The organism is Roseibium aggregatum IAM 12614 (assembly GCF_000168975.1).
In the GTDB taxonomy this organism is placed as follows: Bacteria; Pseudomonadota; Alphaproteobacteria; order Rhizobiales; family Stappiaceae; genus Roseibium; species Roseibium aggregatum.
The window spans coordinates 50,732-71,787 of sequence record NZ_AAUW01000011.1 but is presented as its reverse complement, the minus strand read 5'-3'; the positions used below and the strand labels follow the sequence as shown (position 1 = coordinate 71,787).

The window sequence follows — 21,056 nt, the reverse complement described above, 5'->3', positions numbered from 1 at the left end:
AAAAGCCGAACTTATGAGCAAAACTGTTTTACTGACGGCCGGCGGAACGGGCGGCCACCTCTTCCCCGCACAGGCGCTTGCCAGCGAGCTGATCCGGCGCGGTTGGACCGTGGAACTTGCAACGGACGAACGGGCCGACAAGTATGGCTCCGTCTTTCCAGCTCGCAAGGTGCACCTCATCGCCTCGGAGACCATCCGCGGGCGAAATCCCTTTCTGCTGGCCAAAACGGCAGTGAAACTGTTTCTGGGCACGCTGCAGGCGCGCAAGGTGATCAAGGCCTTGAAGCCGGATGTCGTGGCCGGTTTCGGCGGTTACCCGACGTTCCCGCCGATGTTCGCCGCCCGCCTCACCGGTACGCCCTCCGTGCTGCATGAGGCAAATGGCGTCATGGGGCGTGCCAACCGTCTGTTGGCGAAGGGCGTGACCGCGATTGCCACCAGCGTGCCGATTGAAGACCTTCCGGCAGACTTCAAGGCCAAGCTGACTGAAACGGGCAACCCGGTTCGGGACGCTGTGCTGGCGGCTGCGGAGCTGCCGTATTCGGCGCCGGTTGCGGACGGGGCATTCAATCTGCTGGTCTTCGGTGGGTCCCAGGGCGCACGCTTCTTTTCCGATCTCTTGCCGCCTGCGGTGGAACAACTGCCTGCCGACATGCGTGCCCGTTTGCGCATCGTGCAGCAATGCCGTCCGGAAGATATGGAGCGGGTGCAGGCCGTTTATGACAGCCTCAATGTTCAGGCTGAATGTGCACCGTTCTTCCGGGATATGCCCCAGCGGATTGCGCAGTCGCATCTGGTGATCTGCCGATCTGGCGCATCCTCTGTCAGTGAGCTCAGCGTGCTTGGCCGCCCGTCCATTCTGGTGCCGCTTCCCGGTGCCATCGACCAGGATCAGGCAGCCAATGCCAAGGTGCTTGAAAAAGCAGGTGGTGCCTGGCCGATCCGTCAGGCCGACCTCGTCCCGGAGCGGCTGGCTCAGGAACTCACCCGTTTCATGAATGCACCCGAACTGCTGGGCGAGGCGGCGCAAAAGGCGCGCAGCGTTGCCATGCCCGACGCGGTGAAAAGACTTGCCGACCTCGTTGAGAAGGTCGCAGAAAACCAAGGAGAACGGCCATGAAGATGCCGCAGGACATTGGACCGGTTCATTTTGTCGGCATCGGCGGTATCGGCATGAGCGGCATTGCCGAAGTGCTGAAGACCCTCGGCTACACGGTGCAAGGTTCGGACATGGCGGAAAACGCCAATGTTCAGCGTCTGCGCGACAACGGCATCAAGGTAACCGTCGGCCATGCCGCGGAAAATCTGGGCGATGCCGAGGTGCTGGTCGTGTCGTCTGCGATCAAGAAGGACAACCCGGAACTGGTCGCGGCCCGCGAAAAGCTGATCCCGGTGGTGCGGCGGGCGGAAATGCTGGCCGAGCTGATGCGTTTCAAGCAGGCAATCGCCGTCGGTGGCACACACGGCAAGACCACGACCACGTCGATGGTCGCAGCTCTTCTGGATGCCGGAGGTCTGGATCCGACCGTGATCAACGGCGGCATCATCAATGCCTACGGCACCAATGCCCGGATGGGCGAGGGCGACTGGATGGTGGTCGAGGCGGACGAAAGCGACGGCACCTTCGTCAAGCTGCCGGCGGACGTTGCCATCGTCACCAACATCGACCCGGAGCATCTGGACCATTACGGCGACTTCGCCGGCGTGCGCGCCGCCTTCCGGCAGTTCGTGGAAAACGTGCCTTTTTACGGCTTTGCCGTCATGTGCCTCGACCATCCCGAAGTCCAGACGATGATCGGGACCATCGAAGACCGGCGTGTCGTCACTTATGGCGCCAATCCGCAGGCCGATGTCCGTTACACGGATGTGTCGATGGATGGCGGCAAGTCGATGTTCTCCGTCACGCTTCGCGACCGACGCAGCGGACAGGTGATCGAGCTGAACAACCTGACGCTGCCGATGCCTGGCCTTCACAACGTTTCGAATGCCACTGCGGCGATCGCGGTCGCCTCGCAGCTTGGCGTTGGCGCTGACGAGCTCAGAAAGGGCATTGCCGCTTTCGGCGGTGTCAAGCGGCGCTTCACGCACACCGGCACGGTGGGTGGCGTTCAGGTATTCGATGACTACGGCCACCATCCGGTTGAAATCAAGGCGGTGCTCCATGCTGCACGGGAGTCGACCAAGGGCAAGGTGATCGCGGTGATGCAGCCGCATCGCTACACGCGCCTGCACAGCCTGTTTGATGATTTCTCCAACTGCTTCAACGATGCCGATGCGGTGATCATTGCACCGGTCTATGCGGCGGGAGAGCAGCCGATCGAGGGAGCGGCACATACCGACCTCGTCTCGGGCATGAAAACCCGCGGCCACAGAAACGTTCAGGCGATTGAAGGGCCGGAGGACCTACCGGCCTTGATCAAGGACCTGGCCGAGCCCGGCGACTTCGTTGTCTGCCTCGGGGCCGGCAACATCACCCAGTGGGCCTACGCACTGCCGAAGCAGTTGGAAGAGCTTTAAGGAGGGCGTCTCATGGCGTTTGCCGATCTGCTGGAGCAGTATCCGGAGCTTGCCGAAGGTATCCGGGGCAAGCTGACAGCCAACCAGGCATTGTCCGCGGTCACGTGGTTCCGCACCGGCGGTCCGGCCCAGTTGATGTTCCAGCCGGCGGACGAAGACGACCTTGCCGCTTTTTTGAAGAAGCTGCCCAGGGATGTTCCGGTGCTGCCGGTCGGCCTTGGCTCCAACCTTCTGATCCGCGATGGCGGGCTCAAAGGTGTTGTCGTCCGCTTGAGCGCCAAGGGCTTCGGGGCCATCGAGGACATCGGCGGCAACAGGCTGAAGGCGGGAACAGCTGTTCCCGACAAGCGTCTGGCAGAAGCTGCGGCCAAGGCCGGTCTCGGCGGCTTTGCCTTCTACACCGGCATTCCGGGGGGGCTTGGCGGTGCGCTGCGCATGAATGCGGGCGCTCACGGCACGGAAACCCGCGAGCGCATGGTGGAGCTGACCGCCATCGACCGGGACGGCAATCGTCACGTTCTGGCAAATGCGGACATGGGCTATGCCTATCGCCACTCGGATGCCTCAAAAGACCTGATTTTCACCTCCGCCGTGTTCGAGGGCGTGCCACAGGACGAGGCTTCGATCCGGCAGGAAATGGCCGATGTTGTCGCTCACCGTGAACGGGCTCAGCCCATCCGCGAAAAGACCGGTGGGTCGACCTTCAAGAACCCGCCGGGAACCTCGGCGTGGAAGGAAGTCGATGCGGCCGGTTGCCGTGGCCTGACCATCGGCGGCGCGCAAATGTCCGAACTGCATTGCAACTTCATGATCAACACGGGCACGGCCAGCGGACACGATCTCGAGCTGCTGGGCGAAACCGTCCGCTCGCGCGTTCTGGCGCACAGCGGCATCCGGCTGGAGTGGGAGATCAAACGCCTGGGAGAGTTCGGCGCCGAAGGGGCTGTCGAACCGTTCCTGGGCCAGGAAGGGGAGGCCGCCTGATGGCCAGCAAACACGTCGCCGTTCTGATGGGGGGCTGGGTTAACGAACGGCCTGTCAGCCTTGCAAGCGGCAAGGGCTGCGCGGATGCGCTGGAGGAAGCGGGGTATCGGGTGACCCGGGTCGATGTCGACCGAAATATTTCCGCTGTTCTGAAGGATCTGAAGCCCGATGTGGTCTTCAACGCTCTTCATGGTCCCTTCGGCGAGGACGGTTGCGTTCAGGGAATATTAGAAGTTCTTAACATCCCGTACACACATTCCGGTGTGCTCGCCTCCAGCCTTGCAATGAACAAGGTGAAGGCAAAAGCGGTGATGAATGCAGCCGGAATTCCGGTGACCGAACACCTTGTCGTGAACCGCCGGGAGATCACCCGAGAGCACCCGATGAAGCCACCCTACGTGCTTAAACCCATCAACGAGGGGTCGAGCTTCGGGGTGCTGATTGTCAAGGAAGATCAAGAGTTTCCGCCCCAGGAGCTGGGCCGGGAAGACTGGCCTTACCCCGATGAACTCATGTGCGAGAAGTTCATTGGTGGACGGGAGCTGACCTGTGCGGTCATGGACGACACGGCCCTGGGTGTCATCGACATAGTGCCGTTAGGGCATGGCTTCTACGATTACGACGCAAAATATGCACAAGGTGGTTCAAAACACATTCTTCCTGCAAAAATTTCACCGATTGTTTACCAAACCATAGAGACACTAGCAGTTAAGGCGCATCAGGCTTTGGGTTGCCGCGGTGTTTCCCGTGCCGACTTCCGATTCGATGAAAGGGAAGACGGGTCCGGAGAGCTGATTTGCCTAGAAGTGAACACGCAGCCAGGCATGACGCCGACTTCCCTTGTGCCCGAAATGGCGGCCCACAAGGGGATGAGTTTCAAGGACCTGGTCAGTTGGATGGTTGAGGACGCGAGTTGCTGTCGATAAGGCGCAAACATTACCGGGACACGATGACCCCGCTGGAGGCCGAACTGGCTCCGCGCGGGCGCGGTGTGCCGCGTTTGCACCGCCAGCCGGTGTGGCGCTCGGCCGGACGCCTGGCAGATCTGCCGCGCTGGTCCGGGTCTGCTGCTGCGCTGATTTTCTTAACCTTAACAATTGGTTATGGAATAGTCATAGGGGGGCATGGCCGGCTTGTCGCCGACAGCCTCCTGTCCGCCGCGGGCTTCGGGATCGAAGCCGTCAAGCTGTCCGGTCAGCGTGAGATCAACGAGTTCCAGATCCTGGAAGCTCTGGAGATACACGAAGGCTCTTCGCTTGCCCTGTTCGACGCCAACAGCGCCCGCGAACGTCTTAACGAGATGCCCTGGGTGAAAAGCGCTTCGGTGATGAAGCTCTATCCGAGCACGCTGCAGATCAACATTGAGGAGCGGGTGCCCTATGCGCTGTGGCAGCGCGGCGACCTGGTCTCCATCGTAAACGAATCAGGTGACGTGATCACCGATGAGGTGGATGGCCGCTACGCCAATCTGCTGCTTGTCGTGAACCACGGGGCTCAGCGCCGGGCGTCCGAGATCAACACCGCGCTGGAAAAGGTTCCGGCCCTGCGCCCGCGCGTGCGCGCGGCGTTCCTGATCAGCGATCGCCGCTGGGACCTGCAGCTTGAGAATGGGATTTCGATCCGCTTGCCCCAAGACAACATCGACGCCGCTTTGGCAGATCTGGTGAAAATGGATGAAGAAAGCGGGCTTCTGTCCCGGGATATCGTTGCCATCGACATGCGTCTGGGCGACCGCGTGACCGTGCGCCTCTCCGACGAGGCTGCCGAGCAGCGCAAGGTCATGACGGGCGGCAAGGGCCGCTCCGGCAAGAAGGAGCGTGACACATGAGCCGCTCCTCCAACAACCTCTACCTGCCGAAGATGCGCCCGCTGCCGAGCCGCCGCGCCGTCATCATGTCGGTTCTCGACGTCGGTTCCACGAAGGTTTGCTGCCTGATCGCCAAACTGGTGCCGCAGGAAGAAAAAGCGATCCTGTCCAGCCGTTCCCACAAGGTGGAAGTGCTGGGGTATGGCTATCAGCGCTCGCGCGGCATCAAGTCCGGTGTCGTTGTCGATATGGATGCGGCCGAACAGGCCATCCGCCTGGCCGTCGACAGCGCCGAGCGCATGGCCGGTGTTACGGTGGAGTCGCTGATCGCCAACATAAGCTGCGGCCGCCTGCAGAGCGAGATCTACAGCGCCAACGTTCCGCTGGCCGGCGACAGCGTTTGTGAAGCCGACATCCAGCGGGTGCTTTCCGCCGGATCGAGCCATTCCGTGACCGACGGCCGGGCCGTGACCCACGCGCTCCCGATTTCCTATTCGCTGGACGGCAGCCGGGGCATCCGCGATCCGCGCGGCATGATGGGCCACAAGCTGGGTGTCGACATGCAGGTCGTGACGGCGGAGATCCCGCCGGTGCGCAATCTGGAACTGTGCATCAACCGCGGCCACCTTCATGTGGAAACCATGGTTGCGACGCCGTTTGCCAGTGGCCTGTCCACCATCGTCGACGACGAAGCCGAGCTTGGTGTCGCCTGCATCGACATGGGCGGCGGCACGACCACGCTGTCGGTCTTCGTCGACGGTCACATGGTGCACCTGGACGCGATTGCCGTTGGCGGCAATCACGTCACCACCGATATCGCCCGCGCTTTCGCCACCCGTCTGCAGGATGCGGAGCGCCTGAAAACCCTTTACGGCTCGCCGCTGGCGTCCAGTTCCGACGACCGTGACATGCTCACGGTGCCGCCGCTGGAAAGCGACAGCGACCTGCCGAACCAGATCCCACGCTCGGCGTTGACCCGGGTTATCCGGCCGCGCGTGGAAGAAATCCTTGAACTCGTGAGAGATCGGCTTACGGCGTCCGGCTTTGCCGGGCGTGTCGGTAAGCAGATCGTTCTGACCGGGGGCGCAAGTCAGCTCACGGGTCTTGGAGAAGTTGCGCGTCACATCCTGGGGCGCAACGTCCGTCTTGGCCGGCCTCTAGGCGTCGCCGGTCTTCCCGAGGCTGCCAAAGGTCCGGCTTTCGCCGCCGCTGTTGGCCTCTTGATTTATCCGCAGGTCGCTCAGATCGAACAGTTCGAACACAAGAACAGAAGATCTGGGTGGGGCGGGCAATCTGGTTACCTGGCCCGCGTGGGCCAATGGATCAGGGAAAGCTTCTGACGACATGAGCCAAGAAGACGACATCCAGGAAGTTGAGCTGCCAGGAATGGCAGAGGAGATTAGGGAAGAAGAGGCTACTCCCGTACCGGGGGCGCCAGTGGGTCGCGAGGATAATATGACCATCAACCTGAAGATGCCCGACATTCAGGAGCTGAAGCCACGTATTACGGTCTTCGGCGTAGGCGGCGCGGGCGGAAACGCCGTCAATAACATGATCACAGCAGGTCTCCAGGGCTGCGACTTCGTCGTTGCCAACACGGATGCCCAGGCGCTGGCCATGAACCATTCAGACAGACTCGTCCAGATGGGCGTGGCCGTGACCGAAGGTCTTGGTGCAGGCTCCCAGCCGGAAGTCGGCTGCGCGGCTGCCGAGGAAGTGATCGACGAAATCAACGATCACCTGTCCGGATCGCACATGGTGTTCATCACCGCCGGTATGGGCGGTGGAACCGGCACCGGCGCTGCCCCCGTCATCGCACGGGCGGCCCGCGAGCAGGGTATACTGACGGTAGGTGTGGTGACCAAACCGTTCCAGTTCGAAGGCGCACGCCGTATGCGGATCGCCGATTCCGGTATTGAGGAACTGCAGCGGAGCGTCGATACACTGATCGTCATTCCGAACCAGAACCTGTTCCGGATTGCCAATGCCCAGACCACCTTCGCCGACGCTTTCGCGATGGCCGACCAGGTGCTGTATTCTGGCGTTGCCTGCATCACCGACCTGATGGTGAAGGAAGGTCTCATCAACCTCGACTTCGCCGACGTTCGCTCCGTGATGCGCGGCATGGGCAAGGCGATGATGGGTACCGGCGAAGCCAGCGGCGAGAAGCGCGCGCAGCAGGCGGCTGAAGCTGCCATTGCCAACCCGCTGCTTGACGAATCCTCAATGAAGGGCGCAAGAGGCCTGCTCATCTCCATCACCGGCGGCAACGATCTGACGCTGTTCGAAGTGGATGAAGCAGCTACCCGTATCCGCGAAGAAGTCGACGCCGACGCCAACATCATTCTGGGTGCGACCTTTGACGAAACACTGGATGGCCTCATCCGTGTGTCCGTCGTTGCAACCGGCATTGACAGGGAGGAAGGCCTTGCGGCTAACACGTTTCCCGGGACAGCAGCTCAGCCTGTAAAGGCAGAAGCTCCGGCAATGAGCCGGACACCGGAAATCAACACCGCACGCCAGGCCGCAGCCGCTGAAAAGGCGCATGCGGAAGATGCTGCTGCCAAGGCCGTTGCAAACCTGGAACGCGAGCTGGCCATTCCGGACCCGCAGCCGGTTGCCGTTGCAAGCGACCCGGCAGTGGAAATCAAGAAAGTGCAGCCTTCTGCTGGATCGCTTGCGGCCAAACCGCAGATGCTCGACATCGAAGACGAAGCCCGGGCCCCTGTTGCAGAAGATACGCCGGTCAGCCAGCCTTACATTCCCCCGGTTGCCGCCGAGCACAATCCTGCTCCGCGCATGCCGCGGGTCGAGGATTTCCCGCCGATCGCTCAGCGTGAGATCCAGGCCAAGCAGCAGACCGCACCTCTAGCCCAGCCTCAGCAGCCGGTCGCTCAGCAGCGTCCGCAGCAGCCTGCTCCGGCACCGAGCTACGAAGAACACGGTGAAGACGACCGCCGCCCGATGGGGCTGCTGCGCCGTCTCGCAAGCGGCCTTGGCCGTCATCACGAAGAAGATGAGGAGCATCATGACATGGCTGCCGCACCGGTTGCCCGTCCCGCTCCGCAGATGCAGCCGGCCCAGCAGGCCGCTCCGCGTGCGCCGCAGCAACGCCCCGCAGCCCATGGTGCTGCCGGCCAGCTCGACAACACCGGACGGGCAACGCCGAAGCCGGTCAGCGCGACCGAAGACGAACAGTTGGAAATTCCGGCGTTTCTCCGCCGTCAGGCCAACTGATTCGAGACCCGATCATCTTCCCTGATCGTTACAGCCCGGAGTTCACACTCCGGGCTGTTTCCGTTACGGAACAAATTCCCGTTTTAATTCAGTGTGTTGCTCGCCTGTGAATCGTTACAAACCGTAATAAAGCTTTATTTCGCCCAAATGGGGTTCGGGACTATGTTCCCAGCCAACGCGGGATCGTTAAAAGTCCGTAAGCCTTCGTGGGCAAATAGAGGGCTTGTTTCCGCCGCAAACCGGAAGGGCAGGGTTTATGACCGCATATGTTGACCGACAGACGACGCTAGCCGATCAGGTAACCCTGACCGGTATAGGCGTTCATTCGGGCAAACCCGCGTCGATCACTCTGGTACCCGCCGAAGCTGGTGTGGGGATTGTGTTCACCCGCACCGACCAGGAAAATTCAGTCGAAGTCCCGGCTCTCTGGAATAAGGTGTCCGCGACCGCGCTTTGCACTGTTCTTGGCGATCCTTCCACGGAAGGTGTCGCGACCGTCGAGCATCTGATGGCAGCGCTGTTCGGCATGGGTGTCGATAACCTGATCGTGGAAATCGACGGTCCGGAAATGCCGGTCATGGACGGCAGCAGCTTTGAATTTGTCGAGGCGATCGAACAGATCGGCCTCAAGCGCCTGGATCGCGGACGCCGGTACCTGAAGGTGAAGAAGACCGTTCGTGTCGACAATGGCACGGCCTGGTGCGAGCTTCATCCTTACAACGGCACCAAATTCGATATCACCATCGACTTCGACACGCCGCTGATCGGCCGTCAGCAGTTCTCTTCCGACATCACGCCGGATGTGTTCCGTGATGAACTGTCCCGGGCGCGCACCTTCGGTTACGTAAAGGATGTTGAACAGCTCTGGAAGATGGGCTTCGCCCTCGGCTCGTCGCTGGAGAATTCCGTCGCGATTTCCGAGGACAAGGTCCTCAATCCGGAAGGCACTCGCTGGCCGGACGAGTTCGCACGTCACAAGGCACTTGACGCTGTTGGTGATCTGGCCTTGGCCGGTCTGCCGATCCTGGGTCTCTACCGCTCCTACAAGGGCGGTCACAAGATGAACCACGCGATCCTGGTCAAGCTTTTCGAGGACCCGAGCTCATTCGAAATCGTTGAGTCCCCTGCGTTCCGCAAGGTTGGTCAGGTGGACAAGGGCGGCATCGCAGCCGCTGCGGCTTTCGGCCCGGACGTTTCCTGATACAATTGTGATCGGCCGCTTCAAGGGAGCGGCCATTTTTGTTTCGGCGGAATTCGGAAGCTATTTGCACCGGTTGCCATAAAATTGCTCAAAAAAACCGTCAGATGGCCGATGAGGACGTGACGGGGACCGGTGATTTCCGCTAAACACTCCTGTCGATAAATTTGCAAGGCCGCATGACATGGGCCTTAGGGACCGGAAAGGTCCGGGAGTAAAGGCGTGAACGGAATGGATACTGGTTCTGAAGTGAGCAGAGCCAAATACATGAAGACCTTCCTGAGACTGGCCGTTCTGGCTCTGCCGCTTGCGCTGGCCGCATGCGGTGGCAAGGACGATCTCGATGAGCTGGCACTCAACGATACGCCGCCGGAGGTTCTGTTCAACGAAGGCCTGTCCCTGCGTGCGCAAGGCAAACTGCGCGATTCGGCCCAGAAGTTCGAAGAACTCGACAAGCTTTATCCCTATTCGGAATATTCCAAGAAATCGCTGGTGAACCTGGCGTTCCTGAACTATTCGCGCGGCAAGTACACGGAAACCGTGACCGCGGCGAAGCGGTTCGTGACGCTCTACCCGGGCGATGAGGATTCCGCCTACATGCTGTATCTGGCCGGTCAGGCCTATTTCCGCCAGATGCCGGACATTACCCGCGACCAGGCCGTGACCCGCAAAGCCGCCGGTGCCTTCAACGAGTTGATCCAGCGCTTCCCGGAGTCGGAATATGTGCCGGACGCCGAAAGCAAGCTGCGGATCGTTCACGACCAGCTTGGCGGCAAGGAAATGCAGGTTGGCCGCTTCTATCTGCAGAAGCGCAACTACATCGCTGGCATCAACCGCTTCAAGACGGTGGTGGTCGATTATCAGACCACGCGCCACGTGGAAGAAGCTCTGTTCCGTCTGACCGAGGCCTATTACGCGCTCGGTGTCGTCAACGAAGCGCAGACCGCTGCGGCCGTGCTCGGACATAACTATCCGGACAGCCAGTGGTACAAGGATGCCTATTCGCTGCTGAACAAGGGCGGATACGAGCCTTCTGAAGACAGCGGAAGCTGGATCAGCCGCGCCTTCAAGAGCGTCTGACGCCCAGATCACTCCCGAATTGGCTTCAGCCTCGCAAATGAGGTTGAAAAGGCCCAAACAGGCTCTTTCAAGACGCTTCGGTCCTCCTATATGGTGGGCCGAACTTTAAGGAGCATCCCTTCATGCTGGTCGCGCTGTCTATCCGTGACATCGTTCTGATCGACCGTCTTGACCTCGAATTTGCCTCCGGAATGTCGGTTCTGACCGGCGAGACCGGTGCCGGCAAATCCATTCTCCTCGATTCCCTGTCGCTGGCACTCGGCGCTCGCGGCGACGCCGATCTTGTGCGCCACGGTGAGGCGCAAGGGCAGGTGACGGCCGTCTTCGATGTGGCGGCGGGCCATCCCGTGCGGACTTTCCTGCGGGAGAATGACGTCGATGACGACGGTGACATTATCCTGCGCCGTATCCAGACCTCCGACGGGCGCACCCGGGCGTTCGTCAATGATCAGCCGGTCAGTGCCGGGCTGTTGCGTCAGGCGGGCGCACTGCTGGTGGAAATTCACGGGCAGCATGACGACCGTGCCCTGGTCGACCCGGAAAGCCATCGTGCCCTGATTGATGTCTTCGGTGGCCTGACGGCCGAGGCCGAATCCGTTGCGCAGGCCTTCGCCACGTATCGCACTGCCGACAAGGCTGTGACCGATCACGAGAAGCGGATTGAAGCTGCGCGCAATGAAGCCGATTTTCTGCGCGCTGCCGTCGACGAACTGTCAGCCCTGAAGCCGGAGACCGGCGAAGAGGAACAGCTGGCTGCCCGGCGCACCGACATGATGGCAGTCGAGAAGATCGCGGGCGATCTCAACGAAGCCTTCGAAACCTTGAATGGCACGGCGTCGCCGATCCCGGAGCTTGCCAGCCTGCTGCGGCGTCTGGAGCGCAAGGCCGACCAGGTGCCCAACCTGCTTGGGTCGCCTGTGCGCACGCTGGCCGAAGCACTGGACCTTCTGGAAGAAACGCGCGGCGGGCTGGAAACAGCGCTGCGCGAGACGGAATACGACCCCCGGGAACTGGAAGCCGTTGAGGAACGTCTGTTTGCGCTTCGCGCCGCCTCGCGCAAATACTCCGTACCGGTTGATGAGCTGTCGGCGCTTTGTGCGCGTATGAGCGGCGATCTGGCGGATCTCGATGCAGGTGAGGACAAGCTGGCAGCGCTGGTGAGTGCTGCGGGCAAGGCCCGGGCGGAATACGACAAGAAAGCAGCCAGCCTTTCGGAAAAGCGGCGCAGGTCTGCCAAGGCCTTGGAAAAGGCGGTCGAAACCGAGCTGCCCGACCTCAAGCTGGAACGGGCAAAATTCATTGTCGAACTGGAAAGCAATACGGAAAGCCGCAGCCGGTCGGGTATCGATCAACTGGAATTCCATGTCCAGACCAACCCCGGCACCAAACCGGGGCCGATGATGAAGGTGGCGTCCGGCGGGGAGCTTTCCCGGTTCCTGCTGGCGCTCAAGGTCTCGCTGGCCGACAAGGGGTCGGCACCGACGCTGGTGTTCGATGAAATCGATACAGGGGTTGGCGGTGCGGTTGCCGAGGCCATCGGCCTGCGTCTTGCGCGCCTTGCCGGCAGTGTTCAGGTTCTCACCGTCACGCATGCGCCGCAGGTGGCGGCCCGTGCCGCAGGGCATTTCCTGATTGCCAAGGAAGCCACCAAAAAGGATCGGGTCGCAACCCGTGTCCAGCGTATCGACGAAGACCATCGCAGCGAGGAAATCGCCCGCATGCTGGCCGGCAGCGTCATTACCGAGGAAGCGCGCGCGGCCGCACGCCGATTGCTGACCGCCGCTGAGTAGGGCCGCTCGTCCGGACGCATGTGTTGACCACAAAAAAGAGGGCGGAAGCTTTTGCTCCCGCCCAGTGGTGCGTTTCTGCTGATAGCTGCCGGTCTTACGGCTCTTTCACCAGCGGTGCTTCCTTCATGTCAGGCAGTTTGAGTTCGCCCTCGCCAACATTCGGCACATTCAGCTCGATGCTCAGCTCATCGTCATTCGTAAAAAAGCCATTGGCGTAGAGCAGGCCGCCAGCGATCAGTGCAACGACAAGCGCTCCGGCCATGAACCAGCCAGCGCTGTTGCCCGTCGACTTCTCGACATAATGCGTTTCACGGTCCTGATAAGCCATTTGTGTCTCCTAATTCCAACATTCACCAGCATCGAGATTTGCCGGTTCGATGTGCTATGAACGCTTGAGCCGGTCATTCGGTTCCGGTATCCGGATTAATCTGGCGATCAACCCGTCCTCTCCCGCTGACACATTTCGTGAAGACAACATGACCGATACCTCCTTCGCCCAAACCGACATTGACGCCCTGACGCAGGAGGAAGCGCAGGTTGAGCTGAAACGGCTGGCGGCGGAAATCGCCGAACACGACCGGCGCTATCACCAGGAGGACGCTCCGGTCATTTCGGATGCGGATTATGATGCCCTGCGCCGGCGCAATGCGTCCATCGAAGCCCGGTTTCCCAATCTCATTCTTGATGATGGTCCGTCTGCGCAGGTGGGGGCGGCACCGGCGTCCGGTTTCGGCAAGATAACCCACCGGGTGCCGATGCTGTCGCTGGACAATGCGTTCAACGACGACGATGTCCGGGATTTTGTCGGCCGCGTGCGCCGGTTCCTGAAATACGATCCGCTGATGGGCGCATTGGCGGTCACCGCGGAGCCGAAGATCGACGGCCTGTCGCTGTCTCTTCGCTATGAAAACGGCACGCTGGTCTATGCGGCGACACGCGGCGACGGCACTACGGGTGAAAACGTCACCGAGAACGCGAAGACCATCAAGGACATTCCGGAAAAGCTGTCCGGCACGGTGCCGGATGTCGTTGAAGTGCGCGGCGAAGTCTATATGGCGCACAAGGATTTCCAGGCACTGAACGAGCGCATGGCGGCCAATGGCGGCAAGGTGTTCGCGAACCCGCGCAACGCAGCGGCCGGCTCGCTGCGCCAGCTCAAGTCCGAAATCACGGCTTCCCGCCCACTGCGGTTCTTCGCTTATGCCTGGGGCGAGATGAGCGCGCTGCCGGAAGACACCCAGTTCGGCATGGTCAAGCAACTGGAGGCCTGGGGCTTTCAGATCAATCCGCTGATGAGGCGCTGTGAAACCGTCGAGGAGCTTCTCGGCGTCTATCACGGCATCGAGGAAAGCCGCGCGCAGCTCGATTACGATATCGATGGTGTGGTCTACAAGGTCGATAGGCTGGACCTGCAGGAGCGTCTGGGGTTTGTCTCGCGGTCTCCCCGCTGGGCGATTGCCCACAAGTTCCCTGCCGAACAGGCCTATACCGTTCTCAACGACATCGAGATTCAGGTCGGCCGCACCGGCGCCCTGACGCCGGTCGCCAAGCTGGAGCCGATCACGGTGGGCGGTGTCGTCGTTTCAAACGCGACCCTTCACAACGAAGACTATATCAAGGGCATCGGCCAGGACGGTGAGCCGATCCGCGGCGGCAAGGACCTTCGCATTGGCGATACGGTGAAGATCCAGCGTGCGGGCGATGTCATTCCGCAGATTGTCGATATCGATCTGGACAAGCGCCCCGAGGGAGCGGAAGCCTTCGAGTTTCCTACGATCTGCCCCGCCTGCGGCAGCCACGCGGTGCGCGAGGAAAAGGAAAAGACCGGCCGCCGCGATGCCGTGCGCCGCTGTACCGGGGGTCTGATCTGCCCGGCGCAGGCAACGGAAAAGCTGAAGCATTTCGTCTCGCGCAACGCCTTCGACATCGAAGGCTTCGGCGACAAGCAGGTCGATGCCTTCTACAAGGAAGGCCTTGTGATGGCCCCGGCGGATATCTTCACGCTGGAAGAACGGGACAAGCGCTCGCTCACCAAGCTGCGCAACCGGGAAGGCTGGGGGGCCGTTTCAGCAAAGAACCTTTTCGAGGCGATCAACGCCCGGCGTGAGATCGATCTCCACCGCTTCATCTTCGCCCTTGGTATCCGCCATGTGGGCGAGGGCAATGCCAAGCTGCTGGCACGTGCCTATGGCTCGTGGGCGGCATTCTACGCAGCCATGAAGGCGGCACACGATACGGAAAGCGAGGCCTGGGCCGAGCTCAATGATATCGATGGCATCGGCCATATCGTTGCCGAGGCGCTGGCGGAATTCTTCGCCGAGCAGCACAACCTCGACCAGCTCGATGCGCTTCTGGTCGAGGTGTCGCCAAAGGACGCGGAAAAGATCAACGCCTCCGGCTCACCGGTCGCCGGCAAGACGGTGGTCTTCACCGGCTCGCTTGAGCGGATGACTCGCGACGAAGCAAAAGCCATGGCCGAACGCTTCGGTGCGAAGACGGCAGGCTCAGTGTCGAAAAAGACCGACCTTGTGGTAGCCGGTCCCGGTGCCGGCTCCAAGCTGAAAAAGGCCCAGGAGCTGGAGATCGAGGTCATCTCCGAGGATGACTGGTTCGATCTGGTGGGGGCCTGAGTGGGTATTACCTTCGTGTCTTTCTCTATCAAGGATTTGCGAGGATAAGGCAGGGGCGGCTTGATGCACGGGCGTCTGCGTTTACTGGATCCCCGCCTGCGCGGGGATGACAAGAGAGAGGCTTCATGACGTGCCTTTGCTTCTTGTCATCCTGGTTTGACGCGCAGCGGCAAGACCGGGATCCAGTACCCCTGTGCTCGCTGGAGCCACTAACCCCCGGGGTTCCTGAAACCGGTATTGGCTGTGCCAAATCAGCAGCACTAACAGCTGTCCGGGAAGAATTTCAGAAAAGGCTCCGCGTTGCACCTCGATCAGCAATACTTCGTCTACATTCTTGCAAGTGGACTGGGCGGTACGCTCTATGTCGGGGTGACGAATGACCTGTTGGGCAGGGTTTCGCTTCACCGTGAAGGCGTCGGCAGCCAATTTACCGCAAAGTATGGCGTGCATCGTTTGGTGTATTATGAAGTGCACGAAGAAATCGAGCAGGCGATCAAGCGGGAAAAACAACTCAAACGCTGGAATCGTGCCTGGAAGATCCGTTTGATCGAAGACCAGAACCCAAACTGGGATGACCTGTTTCCGAAACTGGCCTGACACTTTTGCGTTGCTTCGTTTGTTTTCTGGGCTCGGCCAGTTCTCCCGCCGCCTGGTCAACAAACTGGCTCTGGCGGCTACTGGATCCCCGCCTGCGCGGGGATGACAAGAGAGAGGCTTCAGGGCATGGCTTTGCTTCTTGTCATTCCGGTTTGACGCGCAGCGGCAAGACCGGGATCCAGTAACCCCTGTGCAGGTTGGGGGTACGAGCCTCTGTGCTTCCTGAAATCTGTCACCGCTGTGTCAAACGGTGATTGACTCACGCAGTTGCCGGGCCAAATAAGAACCCCCGGCCCTTGTCCCCACCAAATCGGTCATTCGCGCCTCGCCAGCACCGGTTTGTTGCTATATTGTTCTCAAAACAAGCGCTTGAAACCGGACCAGTAAACCATGACCGACCCGGACGGGTACGACGATTCCTTTGACGATCCATTCCAGCATGTCGGCACGCGGTCCGAGCCCGCGCCAGCACCCGTGCGGCAGCAGGGCGGGATCGCGGCGAGGGCGATGGCGGCACGGCGGGCGCCGGATTATCTGACCGGGCTGAACCCGGAGCAGCGGCTGGCGGTGGAAACCACCGAGGGGCCGGTTCTGGTGCTGGCAGGGGCGGGAACCGGTAAGACCCGTGTGCTGACGACCCGCATCGCCCATATCCTGGCAACCGGCTTGGCACGTCCTTCCGAAATTCTGGCCGTCACCTTCACCAACAAGGCCGCGCGCGAGATGAAGGAGCGCATCGCCGGCTTTGTCGGCGGCAATGTGGAAGGCATGGCCTGGCTCGGTACGTTCCACTCCATCTGCGTGAAGATCCTCCGCAAGCATGCCGAACTTGTCGGTTTGAAATCGTCCTTCTCGATTCTCGATACCGACGACCAGATCCGTCTGATCAAGCAGATCATCCAGGCCGAGGGGCTGGACGACAAGCGCTGGACGGCCAAGGCCTTCGCCGGGATACTGGATGGCTGGAAAAACCGGGCTCTGGGGCCAAAGGATATTCCGGAAGGCGAGGCGAGGGCGTTCGCCAACGGCAAGGGCCGCAAGCTTTACCAGGAATATCAGGAGCGCCTGTCGATCCTGAACGCGGCCGATTTCGGCGACCTGCTGCTTCACGTCATCACGCTGTTCAAGACGCAGCCGGATGTTCTGAAGGAATATCAGCGCCGCTTCCGCTACATGCTGGTGGACGAGTATCAGGACACCAACATCGCACAGTACCTGTGGCTCCGGCTGCTTGCCCAGGGCAACCCGAATGTCTGCTGCGTCGGTGACGATGATCAGTCGATCTACGGCTGGCGCGGAGCGGAAGTGGATAATATTCTACGCTTCGAGCACGACTTCAAAGGCGCTGTCGTCATTCGCCTGGAACGCAATTACCGCTCGACCAGCCACATTCTGGCAGCAGCTTCTCACCTGATTGCCTTCAACGAAGGCCGGCTCGGCAAAACGCTGTTCACGGATTTCGAGGAGCCCGACCACGATCTTGTGTCCGTGACATCCGTCTGGGACAGCGAGGAAGAAGCCCGCACCATCGGCGATGAAATCGAATCCCTTCAGTCCAGAGGTCATTCGCTCAATCAGATGGCGGTTCTTGTGCGCGCGTCGTTCCAGATGCGCGAGTTCGAAGACCGGTTCGTCACGCTGGGGCTGAATTACAGGGTCATTGGCGGTCCGCGCTTTTATGAGCGCATGGAAATCCGCGATGCCATGGCCTATTTTCGCTGTGTCGCGCAGCCTGCGGACGATCTGGCGTTTGAGCGTATCGTCAACACGCCCAAGCGCGGTCTTGGCGATGCGACGCTCAAGCTGGTGCATGGTGTCGCCCGGGCGGAGCGGATCCCGCTGATGCAGGCGGCGAGCCAGTTGATCGATACCGAAGAACTGAAGCCGAAGCCGCGCAATGCGCTGAAGACCGCGCTCGATAATTTCGAGCGCTGGCGGCGTCAGCTCGACCAGATGAAACACACCGAACTGGCGGAAATCATCCTAGACGAAAGCGGCTATACGGAAATGTGGCGACAGGACCGCTCGGCGGAAGCGCCGGGGCGGCTCGACAACCTGAAGGAACTGATCCGGTCGATGGATGAATTTGAGTCCCTGGCCGGGTTCCTGGAGCATATCTCTCTCGTCATGGACCGGGACAGCGCGGATGCGACTGACGCCGTGTCCATCATGACGCTGCACTCAGCCAAGGGGCTGGAGTTCGACACGGTATTCCTGCCCGGCTGGGAAGAGGGCCTGTTCCCGCATCAGCGCGCGCTGGACGAATCCGGCCGCGCCGGTCTGGAGGAAGAACGCCGGCTGGCCTATGTCGGCATCACCCGGGCGAAGAAACGCGCGAAGCTCTACTTTGCGTCCAACCGGCGCATTCACGGCCTTTGGCAGTCTACCGTTCCTTCAAGGTTTCTGGATGAACTGCCGCCGGACCATGTCGAGATCGCCGAAGCCTCTTCCAACTATGGTGGATATGGCGGCGGGGGGTATGGCCCATCACGTTTCGACAGCCACGATCCGTTCGACAAGGGCAGCTACTCCACGCCTGGCTGGCAACGGGCGCAGCGGGCCAGGCAGTCCTCCAGCGGGTTTTCCGATGGTGGCGGGCGCGGCTATCAGTCCGCGCGGCAGAAGCGACAGGGACCGCTGACCATCGAAGGAGAACTGGTCGCGAAATCCGTCAGCGATACGCCGTCGGACTTCTCTGTTGGCGAACGTGTGTTTCACATCAAGTTCGGCTATGGGGCGATCAAGTCGATCGAAGGCAACAAGCTGACCATCGATTTTGAAAAGGCCGGGGTGAAGAAGGTTATCGACAGTTTCGTCGAACGGCACTGACCGGCGAGCTGTCAGAAGGTTGTTCGACGAGATTCTGCGGGCCGGTTTCCTCTGAAAGGGACGGCAAAGCGGTTTAGGACTTGGAGTTGCCCGCTGCGGCTGGTCGTGTTCAGATGCAGTCAGACCTTGCGGAATGGTCGCTAGCGCCCAGCCTCAACTGCGTTAAAGGTCAACGCCTTGTGGCTTGATCAGCATGTCGCGCTCCTTCAGGAACGGATGGATGCCCACCGCTTCCCGCAGGACTTCCTGTCCTGCTTCCACCCGGCCAAGCGTCATCAAGATGATTGCCTTGCCGGACAGGGCTGCGAAGTGGCGCGGTTCCAGGGCGAGGGCACGTTCGATGTCCTCCAGGCTGGCTTCATAGTTGCCTTGCAGGAACAGGATGAAAGCGCGCTGGTTCCAGCCCTCCGAATAGTCCGCGGCCTCTTCCACCACCTGGTCGAGCAGCTCCTTTGCACCCTGAAAGTCATAACCGTCGCGCCGACGCATCGCCTCATCCACCTTTCGTCGAATTTCCGGGCTTGGGGCGGCATCCAGCCAGCTATTCCAGATGTCGTCTTCAATCCGGCTAGCGTCTTCTTCGGTCGGGGCATTTTTCAAGGCCTTGAACAGGGCGTCCTGTTCAGGCGTTGCCCCGGCCGGCGGCACAAGCAGCGTGAGGCAGAGTGCTGCGGCTACCAGGAGCAGCCCTGCAGACTGCCAAAAGGCTTGCCCAAAAAGGCGTGTCATGGGTGTTTCCTCGCATTTCCTATTGAAATGGGGCAGAGATCCGGTTTGCCCAGTCCACCGGCCGTTTCAAGCTGGCATCGGCTGCCGCTTCCCGCTATACCGCACGCCTTGACCCCAACAACAACAGGCGCGAGCGGCAATGAAAACCATCCGGGTGCGGATCACGGCTGAAGAACTGGAAGCCAAGCGGATTTCCGAAATCCTTGAACGGGCGTTCGAGGACGACGGCAATCCGGTGACGATCTATGAAGCGACACCGGATGGGCGCCTCTGGGCGGCTGAAATCCTTCTGTTCGACATGGAACCGGAAGAGGCGGCCGCGACCGTGCGCGACCGTGTCGGCGCGGATGCCTTTGCCGCGCCGCTGGAAGCGGAAGAACTGCCGGACATCAACTGGGTCGAAAAGAGCCTGGAAGGGCTGAAGCCGGTAAAGGCCGGACGGTTTGTCGTTCATGGCAGCCACGACCGGGACAAGGTACCGGGCGGGGCCATCGGTATCGAGATCGAAGCAGCGCTTGCTTTCGGAACCGGTCACCACGGCACGACGGCGGGCTGTCTGGAGGAAATCGACAGGCTGCTGGCCATGCGCGAGTACCACAGCATTCTCGACCTGGGGACAGGAACCGGTGTGCTGGCAATCGCCGCCGCGCTTCAATCCCGCCAATCGGTGCTGGCAACCGATATCGACCCTGTCGCGACGAAGACCGCTTTGGAAAATGCGCGGCTCAACGGCGCGGGACATCTGGTGAAGGGCTTCACAGCCAACGGTATCGATGACCGCCGTTTCCGCCATTATGGTCCGTTCGATCTGGTGATCGCCAACATCCTTGCGCGGCCCTTGATGAAAATGGCCAAATCCATCGGCGAACGCATGACGCCGACGGCGACCCTTGTGCTCTCGGGTCTCAGGGTCGAAGACGGCCCACGAATCCTGTTCGCTTACGGATGCCAGGGGTTCATTCTGGACCGGCGCGGTGAAAAAGACGGCTGGCTGACACTTACCCTCGTGCGGGGCAGAAAGCACGCCTGATCGCTGTTGCGGATTGTAGGGTGCCAGTAATGTCCTCACACTGATCTTCAGGAGCGCGCTTGCGCGCGTTTCGCGGGTTGGCCCCCTAGGTGTGCCGCTCATCTTTTGAGACGCCTGTCTCCAAATACAAAAAAGGCCCGCCGGACATTCCGGCAGGCCTTTTCGTTTTGCACAGTGGTCTTTGACTAGAGCGTGTCGCGTTTGACCGAATGTATCTGATATCGCTTTTTGCGTTGAAATCTCTGATTTCAGTCAGTGAAAAGCGATTTCAATAAACGCGACAGTTCTAAACCGTCCTGAGCCCCTTAGAACGCGCTGGTTGACGTGCCTTCGCGCTCGAGCTGGGCGCGGTCGTAGCCGTGAGAGGCCAGGGTCGCGTCGTCCAGCGACAGCAGGTAGCCGTTGACATAGCGGCGTGCCTGGATGGAGCGAGCTTCAATCATGCGGTCGAATGCGCGGCGCATGAAGCTGCCGCCAGCGCGGGTCGAAGTGGTCGTTTTCACGGTCATTGTGATCAATCCCATTTGAAGGTTAAGAGCTTCCCTAGGGAGAACGTCTTTTTCTTGTGTGACCCCTATATGCGCTTTTGTCGGAGCCGTAGGTAGGCCTTGCAGTGCATGACAGCCTT

17 protein-coding genes are annotated in these 21,056 nt (G+C 60.7%); 14 read left to right on the top strand and 3 right to left on the bottom strand.

Features of this window, described 5'->3' with window-relative positions; all coding sequences use genetic code 11:
* The first annotated feature begins 13 nt into the window (after nt 1-13).
* The 10 genes from murG to recN all read left to right on the top strand — a co-directional run bounded on the left by murG (nt 14) and on the right by recN (nt 12,613).
* Entirely contained in the window at nt 14-1,120 is a 1,107-nt protein-coding gene (gene murG / locus SIAM614_RS15800) for an undecaprenyldiphospho-muramoylpentapeptide beta-N-acetylglucosaminyltransferase (protein WP_006935954.1), read from the top strand.
* Nucleotides 1,117-2,517 (top strand): UDP-N-acetylmuramate--L-alanine ligase, encoded by a 1,401-nt coding sequence (gene murC, locus SIAM614_RS15795; RefSeq protein WP_006935952.1) that lies wholly within the window; start codon nt 1,117-1,119, stop codon nt 2,515-2,517. The genes murG and murC overlap by 4 nt, the downstream gene beginning before the upstream one ends.
* Nucleotides 2,518-2,529: 12 nt before the next feature.
* Complete coding sequence (gene murB / locus SIAM614_RS15790; RefSeq protein ID WP_006935951.1) at nt 2,530-3,501, top strand: UDP-N-acetylmuramate dehydrogenase; 972 nt, start codon at nt 2,530-2,532, stop codon at nt 3,499-3,501.
* The gene (locus SIAM614_RS15785; protein WP_006935949.1) at nt 3,501-4,427 is read left to right on the top strand and encodes a D-alanine--D-alanine ligase; all 927 of its coding nucleotides are present in this window, start codon (nt 3,501-3,503) and stop codon (nt 4,425-4,427) included. The genes murB and SIAM614_RS15785 overlap by 1 nt, the downstream gene beginning before the upstream one ends.
* The gene (locus SIAM614_RS15780) at nt 4,415-5,329 is read left to right on the top strand and encodes a cell division protein FtsQ/DivIB (protein WP_006935945.1); all 915 of its coding nucleotides are present in this window, start codon (nt 4,415-4,417) and stop codon (nt 5,327-5,329) included. Before SIAM614_RS15785 ends, SIAM614_RS15780 begins: the two co-directional genes overlap by 13 nt.
* The gene (gene ftsA / locus SIAM614_RS15775; protein WP_006935944.1) at nt 5,326-6,648 is read left to right on the top strand and encodes a cell division protein FtsA; all 1,323 of its coding nucleotides are present in this window, start codon (nt 5,326-5,328) and stop codon (nt 6,646-6,648) included. Before SIAM614_RS15780 ends, ftsA begins: the two co-directional genes overlap by 4 nt.
* A 115-nt stretch (nt 6,649-6,763) precedes the next feature.
* The gene (ftsZ, locus tag SIAM614_RS15770) at nt 6,764-8,545 is read left to right on the top strand and encodes a cell division protein FtsZ (RefSeq protein WP_006935943.1); all 1,782 of its coding nucleotides are present in this window, start codon (nt 6,764-6,766) and stop codon (nt 8,543-8,545) included.
* A gap of 256 nt (nt 8,546-8,801) precedes the next feature.
* A complete protein-coding gene (gene lpxC / locus SIAM614_RS15765; protein ID WP_006935942.1) occupies nt 8,802-9,746 on the top strand; it encodes a UDP-3-O-acyl-N-acetylglucosamine deacetylase in 945 nt (314 codons plus the stop codon).
* 264 nt (nt 9,747-10,010) lie between these two features.
* Nucleotides 10,011-10,823: an outer membrane protein assembly factor BamD gene (locus SIAM614_RS15760; RefSeq protein ID WP_006935941.1), complete on the top strand. Its 813-nt coding sequence runs from the start codon at nt 10,011-10,013 to the stop codon at nt 10,821-10,823.
* A gap of 122 nt (nt 10,824-10,945) precedes the next feature.
* The gene (gene recN, locus SIAM614_RS15755) at nt 10,946-12,613 is read left to right on the top strand and encodes a DNA repair protein RecN (protein ID WP_006935940.1); all 1,668 of its coding nucleotides are present in this window, start codon (nt 10,946-10,948) and stop codon (nt 12,611-12,613) included.
* A gap of 94 nt (nt 12,614-12,707) precedes the next feature.
* On the opposite strand, the gene SIAM614_RS15750 is transcribed toward recN, so the two are convergent.
* The gene (locus SIAM614_RS15750) at nt 12,708-12,941 is read right to left on the bottom strand and encodes a hypothetical protein (RefSeq protein WP_006935938.1); all 234 of its coding nucleotides are present in this window, start codon (nt 12,939-12,941) and stop codon (nt 12,708-12,710) included.
* Between the two features lie 148 nt (nt 12,942-13,089).
* Between SIAM614_RS15750 and ligA the strand changes: the two genes are divergently transcribed.
* The 3 genes from ligA to SIAM614_RS15735 all read left to right on the top strand — a co-directional run bounded on the left by ligA (nt 13,090) and on the right by SIAM614_RS15735 (nt 18,669).
* The gene (gene ligA, locus SIAM614_RS15745) at nt 13,090-15,243 is read left to right on the top strand and encodes an NAD-dependent DNA ligase LigA (protein WP_040440409.1); all 2,154 of its coding nucleotides are present in this window, start codon (nt 13,090-13,092) and stop codon (nt 15,241-15,243) included.
* Between the two features lie 300 nt (nt 15,244-15,543).
* Nucleotides 15,544-15,840, top strand: a complete 297-nt coding sequence (locus SIAM614_RS15740) for a GIY-YIG nuclease family protein (RefSeq protein WP_006935929.1) — start codon at nt 15,544-15,546, stop codon at nt 15,838-15,840.
* A 390-nt stretch (nt 15,841-16,230) separates the two neighbouring features.
* On the top strand, nt 16,231-18,669 hold the full coding sequence (locus SIAM614_RS15735) for an ATP-dependent helicase (protein ID WP_006935928.1): 2,439 nt from the start codon (nt 16,231-16,233) through the stop codon (nt 18,667-18,669).
* A 162-nt stretch (nt 18,670-18,831) separates the two neighbouring features.
* Here SIAM614_RS15735 and SIAM614_RS15730 read toward each other — a convergent pair whose 3' ends face one another.
* Entirely contained in the window at nt 18,832-19,398 is a 567-nt protein-coding gene (locus SIAM614_RS15730) for a tetratricopeptide repeat protein (RefSeq protein WP_006935927.1), read from the bottom strand.
* Between the two features lie 139 nt (nt 19,399-19,537).
* On the opposite strand from SIAM614_RS15730, the gene SIAM614_RS15725 reads away from it, so the two are divergent.
* Nucleotides 19,538-20,428, top strand: coding sequence for a 50S ribosomal protein L11 methyltransferase (locus SIAM614_RS15725; RefSeq protein WP_006935926.1), 891 nt, complete (start codon nt 19,538-19,540; stop codon nt 20,426-20,428).
* Between the two features lie 305 nt (nt 20,429-20,733).
* Here the strand turns inward: SIAM614_RS15725 and SIAM614_RS15720 are convergent, their stop codons facing one another.
* The gene (locus SIAM614_RS15720; protein WP_006935925.1) at nt 20,734-20,952 is read right to left on the bottom strand and encodes a hypothetical protein; all 219 of its coding nucleotides are present in this window, start codon (nt 20,950-20,952) and stop codon (nt 20,734-20,736) included.
* Nucleotides 20,953-21,056 lie beyond the last annotated feature (104 nt).